The sequence below is a fragment of the Knoellia koreensis genome, assembly GCF_013041615.1.
GTDB lineage: Bacteria > Actinomycetota > Actinomycetes > Actinomycetales > Dermatophilaceae > Pedococcus > Pedococcus koreensis.
Window position 1 is genome coordinate 45,391 of sequence record NZ_JABEPQ010000006.1, and the last position, 21,832, is coordinate 67,222.

Sequence of the window (21,832 nt, forward strand, 5' to 3'; positions counted from 1 at the left end):
GTCCGCGCTTGTGGAATTCTGTGGCCCGTTCATGGGGAGTGCTCCCCATGCCGTGAGGGGCTCTCGGCTCGTACGCTGACCTGGTGTTCCCCACGCAGGGGGCACCCGTCCGTGGCACGTCATGCGCCGGACGTGCGACGCGGCACCGCCAGAGAGGGCCAGGATGACGACGCTGACCTACCCGAGTGCTCAGTTCCCGGGTCCCCCGAGCGTCTCGGTGCAGATCCCCGACGGGTGGGCCCCGGTGCGGGTCCCGGGGACACTGCTGGCGGCGCGACGGGCGCAGTCCGGTGGGCGGTTCGCCCCCAACGTGGTGGTCCGTGGCTTCACCCGCTCGGGTGACTTCACCATCGGTCGGGCCCTCGGCGAGCTCAAGGCGTACGTCGACGAGCGCACCGACGGCGAGATGGACGCGCCCTTCTCGGTCGAGATCGAGGACGTGCCGTTCGTGGGGGTCAACGTGTCGTGGACCGACGAGAAGGTCGGCGACGTGGTGCAGGCGCACCTGTTTGCCGGAGCCCGTCGGGGGCAGGTGGTCGACCTCATCCAGGTGACCGGTTCGGTCGGGGGAGAACAGGTCAGCAGTGACTACGAGACGCTGCAGCAGCTCATGCAGACCGTGCGGGTCACGCGTTGAGCGGCGACACGACGCGTGGCGTTGGCATGACGGTGCGGGCGGGGGCAGCCACCGATGTCGGGCGCGTGCGCAAGGTCAACGAGGACAGCGTCCTGGCCGACCGGTCCGTCTTCATGGTGGCCGACGGCATGGGCGGTCACGCCGCCGGTGAGGTGGCCAGCAAGATCGCCGTCGACGCCTTCGTACCGCTGGCCGAGGCGCCGGTGCGCCGCCGCGACGACCTCGTCCACGCCCTCGAGCTCGCCAACCGGCGCATCCTGGAGTCCGTCGCCCGCCACCCCGAGCAGACCGGCATGGGCACCACCGCGGCCGGCCTGGCCGTCGTCAACGCCGGCGGCTCGGACCACTGGGCCGTCTTCAACGTCGGCGACTCCCGGGTCTACCGCTACGTCGACGGCCGCACCCGGCAGGTGACGGTCGACCACTCCGAGGTCCGCGAGCTCGTCGAAGCCGGCATCATCACCGAGGCCGAGGCCGCCAAGCACCCGCTGCGCAACGTCGTCACCCGTTCGCTCGGCTCCGACCCCGCCCCCACCCCGGACGTGTGGGTCTTCCCGCCGCACCCGGGTGAGCGGTTCGTCGTCTGCTCAGACGGGCTGTCCGGTGAGCTGCCGCTCGAGCGCATCCACGCCCTCGTCAGCGAGTTCGACGACCCGCAGGAGTGCGCCGAGGCGCTGGTGTCCGCGGCCGTCGAGGCCGGTGGGCGCGACAACGTCTCCGTCGTCGTCGTCGCCCTCGACGCCGGTGACGACGATGACGAGGACGTCGACACGGCACCGCGTGCCGGCACCGGAGCCGCCCGATGACGGACCTGCGTTTCGATCCGCCCGACCAGCCCGGATGGAGCACCGTCTCGGTGTCCGGGCTGCACGTCGTGGTGCGCGGCGGTGGCGCGCTGGTCGACCGCGTCCGCACCGCGGCCGCGGACGGTGACGTCGACGCCGTCCTCGACGTCCTCGCCGGTGGTGGGCTGCGCGCGACCCCCGACTTCGTCGTGGTCGGCGAGGGCGACCCCGTGCGCGTGGTCGTCCGCGGTGAGGGGTATGCCGTGGTGTCCGGTCCCGAGGGCGAGACGCAGGTGCGGGGCCCGCGCCGTGGCAGCTGGACCGATGTCGACGCCCCCGAGGGGGTGAGCGCGGTCGCCGTGGTCCTGCCCGGTGCGCCGGAGCGGTCCGAGGCAGTCCCGACGGCGGCCGTCGAGGAGACGCCTGCCGACCAGCAGCCCGGAGCGGACCACCCGGCCGGCCCCGAAGCCGACCAGCAGGAGCCGGTCGCCGAGCCGCCGCAGCAGGCCGGGCAGGCCGAGCCGGTCGAGCCGGTCGAGCCGGTCGAGCCGCCGGAGGCAGTCGCCGAGGGCGCGGCACCCGCCGCACCGGCGGAGCCGGAACCGCAGCCCGAGCCGCAACCCGAACCGGAGCCGCAACCCGAGCCGGAACCGGAGCCTGTGGCACCGGCGGAGCCGACCGTGACCGAGCCGGTGGCGGAGCCCTCGGCAACGGCGGTCCCCCAGGAGGCGCCGAGCACGCACGCACCCGAGGCGACGGTGCACCCGCCGCCCGAGGTGGACGAGGCGCCGGCCCCGGCGCCCAGTGGCTGGCGGCCCCCGAACCTGCTCAGGCGACGCACCGACCCGGCCCCAGAAGCACCGCCGGTGGCCCCGGCGCCCGAGGCGGTTCAGCCCGCCCAGCCGGGCGCGCCCGAGCAGTCCCAGGTCCCGGCGGCGCAGCAGCAGCAGCAACACGGTGCTCAGCCCGCGGCCCCCGTGCCCTCGCCGTCCCCCTCGGCGAGCGAGGAGGAGGTCGACGAGCTGCCGAGCTACGACCACCTGTTCGGCGCCACCCAGCAGGACCGTCCGGCATACATCGAGCAACACGACACCGGCACGATCGACGAGCCGCCGATCGGGCACGCTCCGATCGAGTCCGCGGGCGGTTACACCTCGCAGGAGCCCAAGCCGGGTGAGCGCACGCTGGCCCCGCCGGCGCAGACGCAGTCGCCGGCACCGCAGCCGCCACCCGGGCAGCCGAGTGCCGCCTCGGCCCCGCCACCCCCGGCTCCCGCCCAGGGCGGACGCATCATCGACTCGGTGCCCTGGCGCAGTGGTGGGTCGAACGTGCCCGCCCCTGAGCCGAAGCCGGCACCACCGGCGGGCGGCACGCACACCCCGCCGCCCGCGCCGTCGCTGCGTCAGGCGCCACCAGCTGCGCCGCCCGCGGGCCCCAGCCAGGCGGTTCCGCCGGCGCCATCGGCTGCAGCTCCGCAACCGGCCGCGCCCCCGTCGCCACCGCAACCCGCTGCACCGCCACCTGCCGTGCAGCCACCCGCGCAGCCGGCGACCCCACCCGCCGCGGCTGCATCCACAGCACCCGCGGCATCGGGTGCCGCGTCGGGCGACGACGCGGAGGCGACCGTCGACCGTTCCGCGCTCCTGGGCGGCGGCCCGTCCGCGAGTGGCCCCCTCGTGCTGGCCGTGCTCTGCCCGGCCGGCCACGCCAGCCCGCCGCACTCGAGCGCCTGCCGGGTGTGTGGTCGCGACATCCCGCCGCAGCAGCCGTTCCAGACGCCGCGGCCCTCGCTCGGCGTGCTGCGGCTGCCGACCGGTGACGTCGTCATGCTCGACCGCGGTGTGCTGCTCGGCCGCTCGCCCAAGGTCAACGCCGACCTCGACGCCGGCATGCGGCCGCACCTCGTGCGGGTGCCGTCGCCGGAGAACGACATCTCGCGCAACCACGTCGAGATCGTGCTCGAGGGCTGGCATGTCCTGATCCGCGACCTCGGGTCGACCAACGGCACCACCGTCACCCTGCCCGGGCAGCTGCCGGTCCGGCTGCGCCCGAGCGACCAGCAGGTCCTCGAGCCCGGCACCGTCATCACCCTCGCCGACGAGGTCGCGATCACCTTCGAGGTCGCCGCGTCATGACTCGCACCCCAGGGCGCACCCGATGAGCTCCTCGGCGCCTCCGGAGATCCCCGGGCTGGTCTATGTCCAGCCCGTGGGGTCGGGTGGGTATGCCGACGTGTTCCTCTACGAGCAGCAGATGCCGCGGATGAACGTGGCCGTCAAGGTGCTCAAGGGTGAGGGCCTGACCCCGTCGCTGCGCCGGCAGTTCACCGACGAGGCCGACACGATGGCCCAGCTGGCGGACCACCCCTACATCGTCCAGGTGTTCCGGTCCGACACCGCCGCAGACGGCCGGCCGTACCTCGTCATGAAGTACTACCCGCCGCCGAACCTGGCGATGCGGGCCCGGGCCGAGCGCTTCACCGTCGAAGAGGTGCTGCGCACCGGCATCCAGCTGGCCAGCGCCGTCGAGACCGCGCACCGGGCCGGTGTCGTGCACCGTGACATCAAGCCGGCCAACGTGCTCGTGAGCCAGTACGGCGCGCCCGGCCTCACCGACTTCGGCATCGCCGGTCGAGGAGCCGCAGCCGAGGAGGACGATGACGACGTCGGCGTCTCGGTGCCGTGGGCGCCGCCTGAGGTGCTCTTCGGCCAGTCCAACGGAGACCACCGGTCCGACGTCTACAGCCTCGCCGCCACCCTGTGGCAGCTGCTCGTCGGGCGCTCGCCGTTCGAGGTGCCGGGAGGCGACAACTCGGCCTACGCCCTCATGCCTCGCATCCGGTCCAACCCCGCGCCGAGCACCGGCCGCGCCGACGTGCCGGTCTCGCTGGAACGCCTTCTGTCCCAAGCGATGTCGAAGGACGCCGCCAACCGCCCGCAGACCGCGCTCGCCTTCGCCCGCGCGCTGCAGGAGATCGAGCAGGAGCAGCGGTTCCCGCGCACCCAGATCGTTGTCCTCGACGAGCAGGGCCAGACCACCCTCGCCGACACCACGCCCACCCCGGGCGCCGACGACGACCGCACCCGCGTCCGGGCGCCACAGGCCGTCCGTGCCCAGGCCCCGGCACCGGCCCCGCCGGCATACCGGCCGATGAGCGGCTCCACCTCGATCCCGGCAGCCGGGCACACCACCGTCACCTCACCGCGAGCCGGCCAGGTGGCGCCCCTGCCCGACGACCTCGCGGAGGAGGGGACGGTCCGCAGGGCCAAGGTCACCGACGAGGCCGAGCAGGCACCGCCCGCCGCGCCCGCCGAGGACCAGCACGTCATCAAGCCCGGCACGCTGCTGGCGGTCGTGGGCACGGTGTTCGCGATCCTGGTGGGGCTCACCGTGTTCGCGCTGACCCGTGGCGATGACGCGCCCACCCCGCAGCCCACGAGGACGACCGTGGCGGGTCCCGGTGAGGACGACCCCCTGCTCGGGGGTCCTGCGCAGGTGCCGACCGTCGCGGCCCGCGCCGCGTCCGGGGCCGTCGCCTTCAGCTGGTCCTACGGCGGCGCGCAGAAGGACGACACGTTCCGGTTCCGGTGGGCACCGGCGATCGACAAGCTCGAGGAGGCCAAGCCGGCCTACGTGACGCCGAAGTCGTCGAACTACGTGGTCAAGGTCCCGAAGGGCACCCAGGTTTGTGGACAGGCGCAGGTGATTCGGGGGGGCCCGTGGACCAACTGGTCGGAGCCGCAGTGCGAGAAGGCAGGGTGAGGGGTTCATGGGTGTGACCGTCGACTTCTGTGGGGAGCTGTTCGTGGCCGACCCGGCCCAGCCGCTCACCATCGGGCGCACCGGTGACGTCGAGATCGACGACAACCCCTACCTGCACCGCAACTTCCTCCAGGTCGTGGAGGACGGCGGGCTGTGGTGGCTGGCCAACGTCGGCACCACGCTCACCGCGACGGTCGCCGACAAGAAGGGCCTGTTCCAGGCCTGGCTCAACCCCGGGGCGCGAATTCCGTTGGCACTGGAGCGTTTCACGGTCTGGTTCACCGCCGGTCCCACGACCTACGACTTCGACGTCATCGTCGACACCCCGGCGTTCGTGGCGACGGAGACCGAGACCAAGGAGGAGGCCGACTCCGGTGAGACCACCGTGGGCCGGGTCTCCTTCACACCGGACCAGAAGCTGTTGATCATCGCCCTCGCCGAGCCGTTCCTGCGGCGCGGTCAGGGCGGTGCCACCCAGATCCCGTCGTCGGCCGACGCGGCCGCGCGGCTCGGGTGGAAAGTCACGAGATTCAACCGAAAACTGGACAACGTGTGTCAAAAGCTCGCAGATGCTGGTACACGTGGTCTCCACGGAGGTCCGGGCAAGCTCGCCAGCAACCGCAAGGCTCGACTCGTTGAGCACGCGCTGTCGACACGGTTGGTGACCGAGGCGGATCTGGTGCTGCTCGACCACGAGCAGGTCGCCGGGGGAAGCGACGAAGGGGAGCAGTAACAGTGCATCCGATGTCACGTCGGAGGGTGGGGGTTGCGTCAGGGTTGGTTGTCGCGTTGACGGCCGGCGTGTTGACGTATGCCGCGGTGTCATCCAAGGGCGAGACCGTGCACCGTTCCGACCTCGACGACGGCAGCGTGTGGGTGTCGTCGGCGAAGGATGGTCGGTTCGCGCGGGTGAACAAGGCGGTCGGTCAGTTCGACGGTGGGGTGGCTTCTGACAGTGGGCCGGGCGATCCGGTCGACATCCTCCAGGATGACAACGCGGTGGCGGGTCTGGTGCTGGGGTCTGGTTCGTTGACGCCGATCGACACGCGCACCAGCGCGGTCGCGCAGGGCTCGGGTGTCTCGGTCCCGGCGCCGCAGTCGGGCACGAACCTGCAGGTGTTCGTTCCCCGCACGGTCGACCTGCGCGGCGGCACCGTCGCCATGATCGACCCGAAGACGGGCAAGGTGTGGGGTCAGCGCTACACGTCCGACCAGGGCATCAGCACCCTCGAGGGCCTCACCGTCGGGGCCAAGCCGCTGGCCACGGTCGGCGGCACCGCCGCGCTCGCCGTCGACGTCAAGGGCGGCATCCACGCCGTGTCCGGTGCGACCGGCAAGGTCGTGTCCATCCCGCAGCTGGGCGACGGTTTCGGCAAGCCGGTCGAGGAGTCGATCAAGCTCTCGAACGCCAAGGTCGTCGACATCACCGCGGTCGGCACCCAGTGGGTCGTCTACAGCGCGGGTGACGACAAGCTGTGGGTGCAGGGCTCCGGCAAGGCGGTCGACGGGGGCACGACCCGCACGGAGGGACAGCCCGCGTATGCCGCGTTGCAGCAGCCGGGTCCGGCCGCCGACTCGGTGGGTCTGCAGGACTCGACGACGTTGCGGCTCATCGGGATCGGCGGCGAGGGTGGTGGCACCGGCGGGGTCGAGGTGACCATCGGGGAGAACGAGGCGCCGCCGATGGTGTCGCGTCCCCTGCGCACCGGGTCGTGCATCCAGGCCGCGTGGGCCAGCACCCTGGTCAACTACTACGGCAAGGACTGCGGCGCGTCCGACCCGCAGCCCGCGGTGTCGATCCAGCGCACCACGCAGGCGACGGTGAAGAACGGTGTCGCCCTGCGCACCAACCACGGCCAGGTCGTCCTCAACGACCTCGACGGCGGAGAGGTGTGGGACCTCGACAGCAAGCCCAAGAAGCTCGACGAGTGGGACTCGCTGATCCCGCCGCCGAAGCGCGACGACAAGAACAAGAAGAAGGACGAGAACCTCATCGACGAGGCGTCGGTGACCCAGCCGCCCAAGGCGGAGGACGACAACCTCAAGGTGCGCCCGGGCCGGGTGTCCAAGCTGCACGTCCTGGACAACGACACCGACGCGGTCGGCTCGGTGCTGGCCATCGACCCCGGTGACGTGTCGCAGCCCGACCTGCCCGGCGTGAGCGCGAGTGTCGCCGCCGACGGCCAGAGCATCGACGTGTCGGTGCCGGCCGAACCCGACGCACGGTCGTTCTCGTTCACCTACAAGGTCAACAACGGCAAGTCGCCGCAGAAGGACCAGGGCAAGGTCACCGTCACCCTCGTGCCCGATGAGGTGAACGGTCCGCCCGGTCTGCGGCAGGGCACGGCGAACCTGTCCAAGAAGGTCTACCCGGTCAACCCCGGCAAGCTGCTGCCGCTGCAGGTGGTGGGCGACTGGCGCGACCCGGAGAACGACCCACTGACCATCCAGGCCACCGACGAGGAGTCGTCGGTCGACGGGCAGGGCCGGCTCAACGTCCTCGCGCCGACCGATCCCGGCACCCGTCCGGTCGAGTACTCGGTCGGTGACGGCCGGGCCAGCAGCAAGGGCACGGTGACCCTGCAGGTCCTCAACCCCGACGACAAGCTGGTCAAGCCGCAGACCCAGCCGGACGTGGTGCGCGGCGTCGTGGGCAAGCCGTTGCAGCTGGAGCCGCTGGGCAACGACATCCCCGGTGCCGACCCGAGCGAGCCCGACGCCAAGCTGCGCCTGAGCCGTGAGCTGCAGTCCTCCGACGGACTGAGCGTCGACACCAACCTGGACACCGGCCTCGTGACGATCACGGGTTCGTCGCCGGGCACCTACGACCTCAGCTACGGCGCGCAGGTCGGCGGTGGCATCGACGCCGGGCGCATCCGCGTCGACCTCATCGCCAACCCGGACCCGGACGCGCCGCCGGTGGCCGTGCCGGACTCGGCGACGCTGCGCGACCAGACGCCGGTGCTGACCGACGTGCTGAACAACGACTACAGCCCGCGGGCCGATGTGCTGGTCACCCGCTCGGTCTCGGTCAGCTCGGAGAACAGCTGGCTGCGTCCGTCGATCTACCAGGGCCGCTGGGTGCGGATCGAGTCCCTCGACGTCGCCCCGGCCGGAGGCAAGCCGCGCACCGGCACCGTGCAGTACACGATCAGCGACGGCTCGAAGTCGACGACCGGCGAGGTCGCGGTGACGCAGTACCCCGCCGACGACCGCAACACCCCGGTCGTGGAGGACGACGAGGCGGTCGTGCGCGCCCAGGACTCCGTCACGATCCCGGTGATGGACAACGACTCCATGGCCGACGGCATACCCCTCGTCCTCGACCCCGCGAGCGTCAAGGTCCTCCCTGCCGAGGGCAAGACCAACGGCTACGCCTTCGCCTCCGGGAACGTCGTGCGCTTCGTGCCCAAGGACCGGGCACCGACGTCGCCCCAGCAGGTGACGGTGGAGTATGCCGTGTACCCGTTGGGTGCCAAGGAGAAGGCGACCACCGGCCGCATCGCCGTCACGGTGATGCCCTTGCCCACGCAGGCGACCCCGAACCAGGCCCCGGTGGCGCGCAGCTTCTCCACCAGTGTCACCGCGGGTGACCCGCTGACGATCACCGTGCCGAACTCGGGGGTCGACCCCGACGGCGACAGCGTGACCGTCGTGGGGCTGACCGGTGACGACGCGGGTGCGGTCGACCTGAAGTACGGCCGCGTCACCGGGTTCGGGCCCTCGACGATCAAGTACGAGGCGTACCCGACGTCGGCCGGCACCGAGGTGCTGAACTACGTGGTGCGGGACCGGTTCGGGGCCACGAGTACGGGTTTCGTGCGGATCGGTGTGGTGCAGCCGGGCGACCCGCAGCCGCCGGTGGCGGTGGAGGACGAGGTGCGGGCCAAGCCGGGCAAGTCGGTGACGGTCGATGCGACGATGAACGACCTCATCGCCCGTGGTGACAGCGTCGACCTGCTGTACAAGTCGCCGACGAACGCCGAGGCCGAGCTGAAGAAGTGGAAGGTCGACGAGCCCAACACGTACTTCACCACGACGGTGCCGGAGGCCAAGGCCGGCGTGCAGGTCCTCAACTACGGCATCAGCAACGGCCTGTTCGACCCCTCGAAGTCGACCATCACCGTGATCCCGGACCCGGGCGCGAAGAACCCACCGATCGCGGTGGACGACACGGCCAAGCCCAAGCAGGGCGAGGCGACGGCCACGGTTGACGTCCTGAACAACGACCGCGACATCGACGGGCCCCGAGAGTCCCTGAAGGTGACGGCGGTCCTGTCGCCCGACGGCACGATCGTCGGCGACGGAAGGCAGGTGCAGGTCGCGGTCAAGCCGTACCCGTACACCGTTCCCTACGTCATCACCGATGAGGACGGCCTGACCGGCATGGCCCTCATCTACGTGCCGACCGGCGACGCGGGGGTGCCGTTCGTGGTCTCCGGCGCCCTGATCCAGATGGACAAGGACTCGACCAAGAGCGTCAAGCTGTCCGACTACGTGAAGTCGCCGCGCGCCAAGGTCGTCAGCCTCACCACCGCGGACAACGTCAGCGCCTCGCCGTCGGACAAGCTCAAGGCGGAGGCCGACGGTCGCTCCGGGCTCAACCTCACCTCCTCCGGCGGCTACGTCGGACCGGCCTCGGTCATGCTCGAGGTCAGCGACCAGGAGACGGTCGAGCAGAAGGACTTCAAGACGGCATACGTCTCCATCCCCGTCCAGATCGGGCCCAAGATCCCGTTGCTGCGATGCCCGAACTACTCGGTCAAGCTCAACGCCGGCGGCCTGGCCCGCAAGATCGACATCCCGACGCTGTGCCACGCGTGGGTGCCGATCGGCATGACCCTCGATGACGTGGTCTTCGAGAGCGACTGGAAGACCGAGGCCGACGGTGTCGACCTCACCCGCACCGGTGCCGGCAACCGCACCGTCGAGCTCAAGGCGGGCGAGAAGGCACCGAGCAGCACGAACGGACGGCTCGCGGTCAAGGCCCGCGGTGGCCCTGAGTCGATCGTCTCGGTCACGGTGCTCGGCGCCGACGACGGCGCGGTGGACACGGGCAACAACCTGGCGACGCTCGGCCCTCCTCGCCTGCGCCCGTTCACCGTGACGGGCCTGAATGCCGGGTCGTCGACGACGATCGACCTGCGCGGCTACCTCGACTCCCCCCTGGAGTCGCCGAAGTGCGCGATCGCCTCCGCCGCCGCAACCGGCGCCGGGCTCAGCGCCACCTTCTCCGGGTGCACCCTGACGGTCACCGCGACCGGTGAGGCACGCGGCCAGGGGACGGTGCTGGTCTCGGTCAGCGATGGTCGCCCCGGTATGAACGCCACCGGGCGTGGGACGGTCACCGTCCTCGGCAAGCCGGACGCCCCCGGCAACGTCAGCGCCCAGGCCGACCGGGTCAGTGGCGGGTTCGCCCGCGTGCGCTGGTCCCCGCCGGCGAGCGACGGCGGCAGCCCGATCACCCACTACCTCGTGCAGGGCCAGGGCCCCGGCGCGAAGACGACCACCTGCACCGCCTCTCCGTGCACCATCACCGGCCTCACCAACGGTGAGACCTACACCTTCACCGTGGTCGCAGTGAACGCGATCGGGCAGAGCGCGCCGAGCCGGGCCAGCAACCCGGTCAAGCCGGACACCCTGCCGAACCCGGTCGGCGGCGTGCGCATGGTCAGTCGCGGCGACCGCACCCTGACGATCGGGTGGGCGGCGCCCGCCAAGAAGGGCAGCGACGTCAAGACCTACGAGGTGCGGGTCACGGACACGACCAGCGGCACCCTCAAGTCCAGGGAGGTCGCCGCCCCGACCCTGCAGGCCGCGATCGGCGGGCTCGTCAACGACAACGAGCAGTCGGTGCGGGTGCGCGCCAAGAACGACCTCGGCTGGGGCCCGTTCGGTCCGGCGGTGAAGATGCAGTCCGCCGGCACCCCGCCGGCCGTGCCCGCACCCCGGGTGACCAACTCGGGCACGGGCCCGGCGGCTGGTTCGTCGCGGCTCACGATCTCGTGGCAACCGGTGCGCCCCAACGGTCCGCCACTGACGAAGTACACCGTGTACCAGAGCCGCAACGGTGGCGCCTGGACCTCCATCGGCAGCACCTCGCCAGGCACCCGCAGCCTCGGCCACACGACCGTCTACGACGGCGCGAAGTACCGCTACGTCGTCACCGCCACCAACGGTGGCAACAAGGAGGGACCCAAGACCAACCCGACGTCCTTCTCCTCCGTCGGGATCCCGCAGGCGCCCGGTCGCCCCAGCGTCACGACCCCGCGTGCCGACTACAAGGCCGTCGTCCGCGTGCCCTTGCAGGACTCGCGGTCGGCGCGGTTCACCCAGCTGCAGTGGAAGAACAGCTTCGGCCGGACCGGCACCGTCAGCTGTGGGTGTGCGGAGGGCTCCACCAAGGAGTTCACGATCAGCGGCCTCAACACCAGCAACCAGACCCTGCAGGTGCGCGCCTACAACGGGACGAGCTGGTCGTCGTGGTCGCCCTCGAGCAACACCTACCGCGCCTACGGCCCGACCAAAACGCCGACGGGCCTCAGCTCGGACGGCAACACCAAGGACAAGAACGTCACCTGGCGGTGGAACCTGCCGACCAACGGTCGGCCCATCACCAAGGTCCAGGTCGAGGGTGCGGTGAACCGCACCTTCAGCGGCGCGCAGACCTCGGTGACGGCGAGCAACAAGGCTCCCGGCACCTACCGGCTCCGGGTGCGGGCCTACTCCGCCGCGGGCCCGTCGTCATGGACGGGCTACGTCAGCGGCAAGGTCGCCCCACCCACCCCCAAGGTCAGCGTGAGCAAGGGTGCGCAGGGCCACTCCGAACGGGGCTCCTGCGCGCAACCCAGCTCCGTGTGCTGGAAGGTCAACGTCGGCATCAGCAGCTTCCCGCCCGGATCGTCATGGACCGTGTCCTGCCGGAGCTCTCGCACCAGCACCTTCACCTCCAGCGGTCGCCTGACCGTCGGGTCGAACGGGAGCAGCTACCGCTGGCCGGGCAGCTGCTACTTCGGCAGCAACGTCGGCACGGTCTACGTCACCTTGAGCAACGGCTCCGGAAGCCATACCGGGTCCGTCTACTGGGGTTGACGCCGGTGACCCATCAGGACAAGCCGGCCGCTCGGCATACCCACCACGCACGTATCCCCAACGCAGAGAACGGAAAACGACACTCATGACCGTCACGGATGAGCAGGCTCAGTGGTTTGCGCAGGCGTTCACGCAGATGGTGGACAACTGTGACCGGGCGGTGCTGGGTAAGCAGCATGTGATCCGGTTGGCGTTGACGTGCATGTTGTCCGAGGGGCATTTGTTGTTGGAGGACTTCCCGGGGACGGGTAAGACGCAGTTGGCGCGGGCGATGGCGGGGACGGTGCAGGGCACGAACAGCCGGATCCAGTTCACGCCCGACCTGCTGCCCAGTGACGTCACGGGCGTGACGATCTTCGACCCGAGCAAGCAGACCTTCGACTTCCACCCGGGCCCGATCTTCGCCAACATCGTGTTGGCCGACGAGATCAACCGCGCCTCGCCGAAGACGCAGTCGGCGTTGTTGGAGGTGATGGAGGAGGGCCGGGTCACCGTCGACGGGGTGCGGCACTCGGTGGGGGAGCCGTTCATGGTGATCGCGACGCAGAACCCGATCGAGCAGGCTGGGACGTACCGGTTGCCGGAGGCGCAGCTGGACCGGTTCTTGATGAAGACGTCGCTGGGTTATCCGGATCATGAGGCGACGGTGGCGGTGTTGGCCGATGCCAAGACCCGTGACCGCACCAGCGTGTTGGAGCCGGTGGTGACCTCGAACGTGGTGGTCGAGATGGCCAAGCTGGCTGATGAGGTGCATGTGGATCCGGCGATCTTGGCGTATGTGTCGCGGATCGCGGAGGAGTCGCGTCGGCATGTGTCGGTGAAGCTGGGGTTGTCGGTGCGTGGGTGTTTGGCGTTCGTGCGGTGTGCGAAGACGTGGGCTGCGAGCCAGGGTCGGACGCATGTGGTTCCTGATGACATCAAGCTGCTGGCTGGTCCGGTGTTGAACCACCGGTTGTTGCTGACGGCTGAGGCGCAGTTCGCGAACATCACCGTCGACCAGGTCATCACCCAGATCCTGTCCGAGGTCGCACCTCCCGCAGAGCGAGTCGCCTGACCATGAGCCAGCACGACGCCCCAGACCACGGGGAAGCCGAACACACGACCAGGCGGGCGGACCTGAAGAAGGGTCGCCGCCAGGGACGCGGTCGGGCCTCGGAGTCGTCGCCGCTTCCCGCGCCCCAGTTCGCACCGCCGGGCACGGGCGGTAGCAGCGCGACCCGGCCGCGCCGGCTCCCGAGCCTGCCCAGCATCACCGTCACGCGACCCAAGCTGCCGACGTTCATCACCCAGACCGGCGAGCGGGTCGGTGGTGTGCTCGCCGAACGCACCGGGCCGCTGCGCGAGGCCACCCGGCCGGTGTGGGCTCCGGTGCGCGACTTCCTGCGGTGGGTCTCGCCGCTGGGCTGGTGCATCCTGGCGCTCGGAGTCCTGTGCTGGCTCGTCGCCACGTACACCGACTGGCAGGAGTGGGCGATGATCGGCATCGCCGCCATCGCCCTCGTGCTGTGCTGCCTCTTGCTCGCCATGGGTCGCACCCGGGTGCGCATCGACACCGAGGTGGAGCCGCTGCGGGTCAGCGTCGGCGAGCCCTCCACCGGGCGGATCCTCGTGACCAACGAGTCCCGCCGCGGCATGCTGCCGCTGCTCGTCGAGCTGCCCGTCGGGGTCAGCGCGGCACGGTTCACGCTGCCACCACTGGGTGCAGGCAAGGTCCACGAGGAGCTGTTCGTCGTCCCGACCGAGCGCCGCGGCGTCATCCCCGTCGGGCCTGCCACGACCGTCCAGGGCGACCCGCTCGGGCTCGTCCGGCGCACCGAGCGGTGGACCGACATCACCGAGCTGTACGTGCACCCACGCACCATCTCGCTGGAGAGCCTCGGCTCAGGTCTGCTGCGTGACCTCGAGGGTGAGACGACGCAGGAGATGTCGATGTCGGACCTCGCCTTCCACGCCCTGCGTGAGTACCAGCCCGGTGACGACCGCCGCTACATCCACTGGCGCTCGTCGGCCAAGGCCGGCCGGCTGCTGGTGCGCCAGTTCCTCGACACCCGCCGCTCCCACCTCACGATGATCGTGGACGCCGACCCCACGAAGTACCACCAGGGCGAGGACGACGCGGAGACGGCGATCTCGGTGGCGGGCTCGCTGGCCATCCGGTCGCACATGGACGAGCAGGACTTCACCGTCCTGTGCCGGGACGCCAGCGCATCGCGCACGAGCGCACCGCTCGCCCTCGACGAGCTGGCCCGGGTCGAGCTCGGCCCCAGCGACCTCTACGCCCAGGCCGGTGAGGGCCTGGCCCTCGCGCCGGACACCTCGATGGCCATCCTCATCACCGGCACCGAAACCCCCTTCATCCAGGTGCAGCGCGCCCTCGGCCGGTTCGAGACCGAGGTCCTCAAGGTCGCGCTCACGGTGGACTCACGCCAACAGGTCGGCGTCAAGAACCTCGGAGGCCTCACCCTCATGAACATCCACGGGCTCACCGACCTCCGCGCGGTCCTGGCAGGAGTGATGGCGGCATGAGCGCCAACCCGCTGCCCGCACCCCGGGCCCAGCAGCTGCCCCAGGAGCGCAGTCGCGCCGAGCGGGTCGCGCAGCGGCGCGCCAAGCTGCTGCCCACTCGCGATGACCTCGTCGACGCTGGCTTCACCGCGCTGCTCATGGGCCTGGCCCTGTTCGGGTTCCGCACCGTGTTCTTCGGCTGGGAGTGGATCGTCGCCGCGGTGGGCGGGATCGTCCTGGCGCTGCTCGTGACCCACCTCGTCACGGCATACAAGCTGCCTGCGCTCGTCACCCTCCTCGGACTGGTCGTCGTCTACTTCGTCTTCGGCGGCCCGCTCGCCGTCCGCAAGGACCTCGCCCTCGGCATCTTCCCGACGGGTCGCACCCTTGGTGACCTCGCCAGCACGGCCGTGAACGGGTGGAAGCGCCTGCTCACCCTGCTGCCGCCGGTGGACGCGACGGTCGAGCTGCTCGCGATCCCGTTGATCGTGGCGCTGGTCGGGACGGCCCTCACCTATGGCCTCGCCCGCAGTGCGAGGGCGGTGTATGCCGTGGCGTTGCCGCCGCTGGCCGTGCTCGCCCTGGTCATCGTGCTGGGTGTGCTCCAGCCGGCCTCGTTGCTCGCCCAGGGGGCCGTGTTCGCCGTCGCCCTCATCGGGTGGCTCGTCGTCCGGTCCGCCCGCACGCGGGCGCCGCTGCAGAACGGCGCCGGGCGCGGTGCCCGCCTCGGCATCGGCACCGGGCTGTTGCTGCTCGCCGGGGTGGCGGGGCTGGTGGTCGGCCCGATGGCGCCCGGCACCAACCCCGACCTGCGCAAGGTCGCCCGCACCGAGATCGTGCCGCCGTTCGACATCGCCCAGTTCCCCAGCCCGTTGGCCGGGTTCCGCAAGTACACCGAGCCGAACGAGGCCAAGCTCTGGGACAAGCCGCTGCTGACCGTCAAGGGCGCACCGGCCGGCACCCCATTGCGGTTCGCGACCCTCGACACCTATGACGGCACCGTCTGGGGTGCCGGCCAGCGGGCCGCCGAGGACTCGGCCGAGCCGGGAGCGGCGTTCCAGCAGGTCGGCGAGCGCGTCGCCCCACGCGGCGAGGGCAAGCCGGCGACGGTGCAGGTGACGGTGCCCGAGGACGGCTACGGCGACGTCTGGCTGCCCACGATCGGCCAGGTGACCGGGGTGCGGTTCGGTGGCACCCGGCAGGACCTGCTCGCCTCCCGGTTGTGGCTGAACATCGACACCAGCACCGCGATCGTGCCCGACCGCCTCAAGGCGGGCGACCGCTACACGATGAACGTGCTCCTGCCCGAACGGGTCGTCAACGGCGACCTGCCCGAGTCGTTCACTCCCTCCACGGGCAACCTGGTCGAGGACCAGGAGCTGGGCTTCCTCGACGCCAAGCTCGAGAGCTGGACCAGCAACGCCGACGGCGCCTGGGCCCAGTTCCGGGCCATCGCCTCGGCCATGAAGGACGACGGCGCCTACACCGACGGCGGCACCAAGAACTCGGTGGAGAGCTACTACCTCGCCGGGCACTCCTACGGCCGGCTCTCCCGGTTCGTCGGGGTCGCGCAGCTCGCCGGCAACGACGAGCAGTACGCCGCGACCCTGGCGCTGGCAGCCAACCGGCTCTCGATCCCGACCCGAGTCGTCATGGGCGCCGAGCTCCCCGAGGACGGTGTGGTGCGGGGCAGGGACGTCCACGCATGGGTCGAGGTGCAGGACAACAACGGCGCGTGGGTTCCGTTGCTGTCCAACACCTTCCTGCCGAACCGCAACCAGAAGCCGAACCAGCTCCAGTCGAAGACGGAGCAGCAGAAGGTCGGCGCACAGGTGCCGCCCCCGGCCGGCGTCAACCCGCCCAGCGTGCTCCAGGGACCCGACCAGGCCCAGAACGCCATCAACCTCAAGAAGCCGCCGAAGAAGCTCTTCGACCCGGCGTCGTGGCCGACCTGGCTGCGGTTCCTCATCTTCTACGTGCTGCTCCCGATCCTCGTGCTCGTCGCCCTCTACTGGGCCCTGCGCGGCGCCAAGGCGTGGCGCCGCAACCGGCACGCGCAGCGTGGACCGACGCCGTCCCGGGTCGCGTGGGCGTGGGACGACCTGGTGCAGACCTCGCGCAGCTATGGCGAGAAGGTGCCGCGGCGCGCCACCCGGCTCGAGCAGGCGACTGCCCTCACGAGGGTGCCCGCTGCGACCGGGCTCGCCGCCCGCGCGAACGCGCTCGTCTTCGGACCCGGCACCCCCACCGACCAGGACGCGGCCGACTACTGGGCCGAGGTCAACTCCGCCCGCAGCGACCTGCGCGCCAACGTCGACTTCTGGCACCGGTTGCGCGCCGACATCGACCCGCGTCCGCTCTTCGCCAAGGGACCCAGGACTGAAGAGCCGAGCCGTCGGCTGCGAATTCCTTTGTCGCTCAACAGAAAGGCCACCGCCTCGTGAAGCTGAAGTTCACCCTCCGGGGTCACGGGGACACCGACACCGACCTCGTGGCCACGGTCGACGGCACCACGACGGTGGGGCAGCTCGCCGACTTCCTCGTCCGGGCGGACCCGCGCCGGGCGGGCGGCCTGGTCGGCCAGGACGGGCTGGGTGAGTTCACGCTCTCGCACGTCGACGAGGACTACCGCGCGGTCGACCCGCGCTCGACCCTGGCCGAGAGCGGCGTGCGGTCGGGGGCGCACCTGGCCGTCACCCGGCGCACGGGCGGGTATGCCGACCGTGGGGCTGCCGTGGCGACCGTCAAGGTCGTGGGCGGGCCCGACGCGGGGCGGGAGTTCCCGCTGTCTCCCGGCACGGCATACATCGGCCGCGGACGCGGCTGCGAGATCCAGCTGGGCGACCCGCAGGTGTCGCGCCGACACGCCCGCCTCCTCGTCACCGACGTGGTCGAGGTGGTCGACCTCGGATCGTCCAACGGCATCGAGCTCCAGGGGCAACCCGTGGACCGGGCGGTGCTGCGTGAGGGCGACACCTTCACGGTCGGCGACACGCGCCTCGAGGTCGGGCTCAGCGGCAGCAGCACCGGGCTGGCGCCCGGTCGGGGCACCTCGGTGCCGTTCTCGCGTTCTCCGCGGATCGCCCCGCTCTACGTCGGGCGGGAGTTCCCGATCCCCAACCTGCCCGAGCGGCCCAAACCCGAACGGCCGCCGTGGATCTCGGCGATGGTCCCGATGGCGCTCGGCCTCGCCCTCGTGGCGATCACGCGCAACCCGCTGTTCGGCATCTTCATCCTGCTGACCCCGGCCATGCTGTTCGGCCACTACTGGGAGTCCAAGCGGAACGCCAAGAAGGACTTCGAGCAGGCGATGACCGAGTTCCGCGAGGACCTCGGTGTCATGGTCGAGCAGGTCGAGGAGGAGCAGGCGCTGGAGGTCGCGGGGCGGCAGGCCGAGCACCCGTCCGCGACGGAGAGCATCGAGGGCGCGACGGCGGCTTCGAGCCTGCTGTGGACCCGGCGGTCCGGCGACCCCGGGTTCTGCGAGTTCCGGCTGGGTCTCGGCGCGCTGCCGTCCCGGGTCACCCTCAAGGTGCCCGAGCTGGGCCGGTCCCGGGCGGAGGCCTGGCTCGAGGCGTCCGAGGCGGTCGACGGCATGGGTGTCGTCGAGCCGGTCCCCGTGGTCGCCGAGCCGTTGCGCACGGGCGCGTTCGGCTTCTCCGGTCCCCGCGCGGCCGCGTTGGCGGCGATGCGCGGTGCGGTGGCCCAGGGCGTGGCCCTGCACTCCCCGGCGGAGCTGGTCGTGGCGGTCGTGGCGTCGCCGGCGACGGCGCGGGACTGGGACTGGCTCAAGTGGGTGCCGCACACCGACTCGTCCCACAGCCCGATCGACGGACGCCACCTCGCCAGCACCGGCCCGGCGTGCGTCCAGCTCGTGACCCAGCTCGAGGAGATCCTCGAGCAGAGCACGTCCACCACCGAACCACCCAAGCAGGACGGCGGCACCGGCCCGAAGCAGGCGGGTTTCGACGCGCCGACCGTGCCCGACGACCGGCCCGTCGTGCTCCTCGTGGTGGAGAACGATGCCCCCGTCGACCGGGCCCGGCTCGTGCAGCTGGCCGAGAACGGCTGGTCGCACGGCATCGTCGTCGCCTGGCTGTCCCCGTCGACGGCGACCCTGCCGGCGGCCTGCCGCACCTTCCTGGAGGAGGGCCCCGAACCGGGCCAGTCCCTGGTCGGGTACGTCGGGGAAGCGGTGGTGCGCGTGCCGGTGGCGGCCGACGCCGTCGACGCCGACGCCACGGCTCGCCTGGCCCGAGCCCTGGCCCCGCTCGTCGACTCCGGTGTGCCGGTCGACGACGACAGCGACCTGCCCCGGTCCGTGTCGTACGTGTCCCTCGTGGGTCTGGAGGTGGCGGAGACCTCCGGTGCGGTCGTCGAACGCTGGGGGGAGAGCCGCTCGATCCTCACCGGGCCGTATGCCGCCGGGCCGGTCGCGCGACCCAAGCCGGGACACCTGCGCGCCGTCATCGGCCAGTCGGCGCAGGGGACGTTCTCGCTGGACCTGCGCAGCGACGGCCCGCACGCCCTCGTGGGTGGCACCACCGGTGCCGGCAAGTCCGAGCTGCTCCAGGCGTGGATCCTGGGCATGGCCATCGCGCACTCACCGCAACGGCTCACCTTCCTGCTCGTCGACTACAAGGGTGGTTCGGCCTTCCGTGACTGTGTCGACCTGCCCCACACCGTCGGGCTGGTCACCGACCTGTCACCCCACCTGGTGCGCCGGGCGCTCGCGTCCCTGTCGGCCGAGCTGCGGTACCGCGAGCACATCCTCGCCCAGCACAAGGCCAAGGACCTGGCCGAGCTGGAACGCCGCGGCGAGGTGGCGGCACCCCCGAGCCTGGTGATCGTGGTCGACGAGTTCGCCGCCCTCGTCAACGAGGTGCCGGAGTTTGTCGACGGCGTCGTCAACGTCGCCCAGCGTGGTCGCTCCCTGGGCCTGCACCTCATCCTGGCCACCCAGCGGCCCGCGGGTGTCATCAAGGACAACCTGCGCGCCAACACCAACCTGCGCATGGCGCTGCGGATGGCGGACGAGTCCGACAGCGACGACGTCCTGGGCACCCCCGTCGCCGCCTACTTCGATCCGGCCCTGCCGGGTCGTGCCGTCTCCAAGTCCGGGCCCGGGCGCCTCACCCCGTTCCAGACGGGGTATGCCGGCGGCTGGACGACCAACGAGGTCCCCCCCGCGCAGGTCGATGTCGAGACCCTCGGCTTCGGCAGTGGCGAGGCCTGGGAGCTGCCCGTCGTCGACGAACCCCACGAGGTCGTGCAGGAGGACCTCGGTCCCACGGACATCCAACGCGTCGTCACCCAGATCGGCCTGGCCCAGCAGGTGGCCCAGATCCCCGACCCGCGCAAGCCGTGGCTGGCCGAGCTGTCGACGGTGTACGAGCTGGCCGACCTGCCCACCAAGCGACGTGACGACGACCTGGTCATCGGCATCAGCGACGACCCGGACGCCCAGGCCCAGCCGCCCATCAGCTTCCGCCCCGACATCGAGGGAAACCTCGGTGTCTACGGAGCGTCGGGCGCGGGCAAGAGCGCCTTCCTGCGCACCATCGCCGTGGCCGCCGGCTACACCGTGCGCGGCGGGCCCTGCCACGTCTACGGAATCGACTACGGCAACCGTGGCCTGGCCATGATCGAGCCCCTCCCGCACGTCGGCAGCGTGGTCTACGGCGGCGAGCACGAACGGATCGCGCGGCTGCTGACCATGCTGCGCGAGACGATCGACGAGCGGGCCATGCGCTACTCCAGGATCAGCGCGGCGACCATCACCGACTACCGGCGACTGGCGCAGGCGCCGGACGAACCCCGGATCATCCTGCTGGTCGACAACCTCTCGGCGTTCCAGGCCGCCTACGACACCAACCAGGGCCAGAAGTGGCTGGACCTGCTCACGTCGATCGCTGCCGACGGCCGACCCGTCGGTGTCCACGTGGTCGTCACGGTCGACCATCGAACGGGCATCTGGGGCACCCTGTCGTCCGCGATCCAGGGCCGCATCGTCATGCGGATGGCCACGGTGGACGACTACATCTCCTTGGGGGTGTCGGCCGACGTGTTGTCGTTGTCGTCCCCGGCCGGGCGGGCCATCGTGCACGGTCTCGAGGTGCAGCTGGCGGTGCTCGGTGGGTCCAGTGACGCCACGGTGCAGGCCAGGGCGATCAACGGCTTCGCCGACGGCATGCGCAGGGCCGGCGTGACGCCGGCACCGCCGATCAAGTCGCTGCCCGAGACCATCGAGTTCGCCGACCTGCCGGTCTCCGATTCCCACGGGCTGCCCGCGTTCGCGGTCGCCTCGACCACGCTCGAGCCGATCGGGTTCGCCCTGCGCGGATCCCAGCTCGTCGTGGGTCCCTCCGGCAGCGGTCGCACCTCGACCGTGCTCACCATGGTGTCTGCGGCCGCGCGGGCGCGACCGGAGCTGGCCAGGTACCTGTTCAGCCCGCGCACCTCGGCCCTCACCCGGGCCACCCACCTGTGGACGGAGGTCGCCGTGGGCGCCGAGGCGGCACGCGAGCTGGCCACCCGGCTGCTGCCCACCGTCAACGAGGCCGGCGACGGTGGAGCGACGATGCTGATGGTGGTCGAGCGCACCCAGGACTTCGACGGCACCGAGGCCGAGGACGAGATCATGGCCCTGGCCAAGGAGCTGGTGAACAGCGACCAGGCCGTCATCGCCGAGGCGGACACGACCTTCTTCAACTCGAACTACGGACTTGCCGGGGCCTTCAAGACCTCCCGGTCCGGGGTCACGCTGCAGTCCAACGGTGATGACTCCGTGGCCTTCGGCGCCGACTACCGCGGCGTCAGCCGCGACCAGGTCCTCGAGGGCCGGGGCTACCTCGTGCGGCGCGGGCAACCAGAACTCGTCCAGGTGGCGCTGCCACCTCCGTCGTCCAACGGAGGCAAGGAGGCGTCATCGGGAGGGCGCCTGTCGTCGGCAACCGCCGGCGCGGGTGATGCGGGATGAGGGGGGAGTGCTCCCCATTGAGCACCTGCATGAACCCTCATAACGTCATGCATGTCAAGGAAACGCAGGGCT

At 71.1% G+C, this 21,832-nt stretch carries 10 protein-coding genes; all 10 read left to right on the top strand.

Features of this window, described 5'->3' with window-relative positions:
- The first annotated feature begins 163 nt into the window (after positions 1 to 163).
- Complete coding sequence (locus HJG52_RS18895) at positions 164 to 637, top strand: hypothetical protein (RefSeq protein WP_171245189.1); 474 nt, start codon at positions 164 to 166, stop codon at positions 635 to 637.
- Positions 638 to 663: 26 nt separating this feature from the next.
- Positions 664 to 1,443 (top strand): PP2C family protein-serine/threonine phosphatase, encoded by a 780-nt coding sequence (locus tag HJG52_RS18900; RefSeq protein WP_171245190.1) that lies wholly within the window; start codon positions 664 to 666, stop codon positions 1,441 to 1,443.
- Positions 1,440 to 3,557, top strand: coding sequence for an FHA domain-containing protein (locus HJG52_RS21440; protein ID WP_171245191.1), 2,118 nt, complete (start codon positions 1,440 to 1,442; stop codon positions 3,555 to 3,557). Before HJG52_RS18900 ends, HJG52_RS21440 begins: the two co-directional genes overlap by 4 nt.
- A 22-nt stretch (positions 3,558 to 3,579) precedes the next feature.
- Entirely contained in the window at positions 3,580 to 5,184 is a 1,605-nt protein-coding gene (locus HJG52_RS18910; RefSeq protein ID WP_171245192.1) for a serine/threonine-protein kinase, read from the top strand.
- 7 nt (positions 5,185 to 5,191) lie between these two features.
- Positions 5,192 to 5,917, top strand: a complete 726-nt coding sequence (locus HJG52_RS18915) for a hypothetical protein (protein ID WP_171245193.1) — start codon at positions 5,192 to 5,194, stop codon at positions 5,915 to 5,917.
- Positions 5,918 to 5,928: 11 nt separating this feature from the next.
- Positions 5,929 to 12,276 (top strand): Ig-like domain-containing protein, encoded by a 6,348-nt coding sequence (locus HJG52_RS18920; RefSeq protein ID WP_171245194.1) that lies wholly within the window; start codon positions 5,929 to 5,931, stop codon positions 12,274 to 12,276.
- Positions 12,277 to 12,361: 85 nt separating this feature from the next.
- Entirely contained in the window at positions 12,362 to 13,330 is a 969-nt protein-coding gene (locus HJG52_RS18925; protein WP_171245195.1) for an AAA family ATPase, read from the top strand.
- Between the two features lie 2 nt (positions 13,331 to 13,332).
- Entirely contained in the window at positions 13,333 to 14,802 is a 1,470-nt protein-coding gene (locus HJG52_RS18930) for a DUF58 domain-containing protein (RefSeq protein ID WP_171245196.1), read from the top strand.
- Positions 14,799 to 17,225 (top strand): transglutaminase TgpA family protein, encoded by a 2,427-nt coding sequence (locus HJG52_RS18935; RefSeq protein ID WP_171245197.1) that lies wholly within the window; start codon positions 14,799 to 14,801, stop codon positions 17,223 to 17,225. The genes HJG52_RS18930 and HJG52_RS18935 overlap by 4 nt, the downstream gene beginning before the upstream one ends.
- Positions 17,222 to 21,760, top strand: a complete 4,539-nt coding sequence (locus tag HJG52_RS18940; RefSeq protein WP_171245198.1) for an FtsK/SpoIIIE domain-containing protein — start codon at positions 17,222 to 17,224, stop codon at positions 21,758 to 21,760. Before HJG52_RS18935 ends, HJG52_RS18940 begins: the two co-directional genes overlap by 4 nt.
- Positions 21,761 to 21,832: the final 72 nt, after the last annotated feature.